At 71.4% G+C, this 2,102-nt stretch carries 3 protein-coding genes; 1 reads left to right on the top strand and 2 read right to left on the bottom strand.

The genetic code is table 11. The features are described from left to right. Positions 1-33: 33 nt before the first annotated feature. Positions 34-969 carry a DMT family transporter gene (locus ACFQ4O_RS17125; protein WP_378777534.1) on the bottom strand — a complete coding sequence of 312 codons (936 nt, stop codon included), beginning with the start codon at positions 967-969 and terminating at the stop codon, positions 34-36. A 189-nt stretch (positions 970-1,158) separates the two neighbouring features. Next, complete coding sequence (locus ACFQ4O_RS17120; RefSeq protein WP_378777530.1) at positions 1,159-1,629, bottom strand: MarR family winged helix-turn-helix transcriptional regulator; 471 nt, start codon at positions 1,627-1,629, stop codon at positions 1,159-1,161. A 142-nt stretch (positions 1,630-1,771) separates the two neighbouring features. Between ACFQ4O_RS17120 and ACFQ4O_RS17115 the strand changes: the two genes are divergently transcribed. After that, positions 1,772-2,102: pyroglutamyl-peptidase I family protein (locus tag ACFQ4O_RS17115; RefSeq protein ID WP_449289005.1), on the top strand; the 331-nt coding region annotated here is incomplete at its 3' end.

Genomic DNA, 2,102 nt, shown 5'->3' with positions numbered 1-2,102 from the left:
CGCGCCGGCGGCGCGGGGCGGCCTGAGCGCCGCTCACGGCGTCGGCGGACCGGCCGGCGGCTCCCGCGTCACCCGCTCCCGCGTGATGAGATAGAGCCCGGAGGCGATCACGATCGCCGCGCCCGACAGGGTCCAGAGGCCGGGCACGTCGCCGAACACCAGATAGCCCATGGTGATCATGCCCACGAGCTGGGCGTAGATGAAGGGCGCGAGGATCGCCGCCGGCGCGAGCCGGTAGGCCGCGATCAGCAGACCGTGCCCGATCCCGCCGAACGCCCCCACCGCCGCCAGCGCCAGCCAGTCGAGGCCCGTGGGCCATGTCCAGAAGAACGGGACGATGGGCGTGGTGACGACCACGCCCACGAGGCCGGAGAAGAACAGCGTGGTCGTGGTGGGATCGTGGGCCGCGAGCACCCGCGTCGCGATCAGGTAGAGCGCGTAGGCGACGCAGCCGAGGAAGGCCACCAGCGCCGCCGGATGCAGCCCGCCGAAGCCCGGCCGCGTCACCACCAGCACCCCGAGGAAGCCGACCAGAATGGCCGCGAACCGCTTCGGCCCCACCCATTCGCCCAGCATCGGTCCCGCCAGCACCGCCACCATCAGGGGGGTTGCGAAGGTGATGCTCATGGTCTCGTCGAGCTGCAGGTAGATCAGCGCGAAGAAGTTGCAGGCCGTCACCATGATCAGCAGCATCGCCCGGCCGATCTGCAGCTTGGGGCGGCGGCTGCGGATGAGCCCCGGCGTGTTCCACGGGTTCACGAAGGGCAGCATCAGCAGGAAGTGGAACACGTAGCGCGCCCACACCACCTGCATGGTGTGCATGTGGCCGTTGAGCGCCTTGGCGGTGGCGTCGAGCCCGCAGAAGCAGGTGAGCGCCAGCAGCAGCAGCCCGACGCCCTTCAGGCGCTGGGCGCGGGCGGCGTCGGTCAGCGCGTCCAGATTGCCGCGACGGAGCGAACCCTCAGCCATGACGGCGCGGCCTCATCGCCGCCCGCGCTCCGGTCGGGGCAGGAACGCGGGAAGGAATCACGGCGGCTCCTGAAGGCTTGCGAACGAGCGGGCGGGGAAACGGGCGGGACGGCGAAGGAGACGCCGCGTGTGGCGCCGAAGCGGGTCGAGAACAAGGCGCCAGCCATGCGCCTCGCGAATGTCCGCCGGTCAGTCGTCGAGATCGTCCGGGGCGTCGTCGGCGTCGAGCCGGCCGCCGAGGTTCTTGCCGAGCTTGCGCAGCAGCTTCCGCAGCCGCTTGCGGTCCTTGCCGTCGAGCCCGTCGGCGGCCTCGGTCTCCAGCACGCCCCACACGCCCTCGACGGCCTCGGCGCGGCGGCGGCCCTCCTCGGTCAGCTCCACCTTCACCACCCGTCCGTCGCCGGCCGCGACCCGCCGCTCCACCAGCCCCTGGGCCGCGAGCCGCGCCACCGTCTTGGAGGCGGTCGGCGGGCGCACGCGCAGCAGATCGGCGAGATCGCCCATGGTGCGGCCGCCCTCCGCGGCGAGCAGTGTCAGCACCTGCTCCTGTCCGGGGAACAGTCCGAGCTCGTTCAGAAGCTGGGCGTTGCGCGCGCGATGCAGCCGCGCCGCATGCACCAGCGCGTAGCCCACGGTCTTGGCGTAAGGATTTTTCGTCATCGCGATGTCCCTGGCGAACGCCGGCTAAACTCTATGGGTAAGAAATCGCCCGGCGTCGAGCCGAAAATCCTTTCCTCGATCCATGGATTTGCAGCGCCGGCTAAGGTTTCGTCGTGCGAGCCGGCGCGCTAGACTTGGACTCATGACGCTTCTCATCACCGCGTTCGGAGAGTTCGACGGCGGCTGGAACGCCTCCGAGCGGCTGCTGACGCAGCTGGAGGCCGATCGGGCGCGCCTTAAGGCCCTGTGGCGGGCGCCGGTCGCCTTCGCGCGCTTCACCGTCGACACCGAGAGCATCGGCGCCCAGCTGGACGCCGCGCTCGACGCCGTCCGCCCGTCGCACCTGCTGCTCATGGGTCAGGCCACCGACCGGGACGGCTTCACGCTGGAGCGCGTGGCCCGCAACGACCGGACGCTCCGGGCGCCGGACGTCCACGGCCGCACCGGCGCGCTCGGGCCGGCGCAGCCCGACG

The sequence above is a fragment of the Methylopila musalis genome (genome assembly GCF_042679725.1).
Classification (GTDB): domain Bacteria; phylum Pseudomonadota; class Alphaproteobacteria; order Rhizobiales; family Methylopilaceae; genus Methylopila; species Methylopila musalis.
This window is presented reverse-complemented; position numbering and strand designations above follow the sequence as displayed.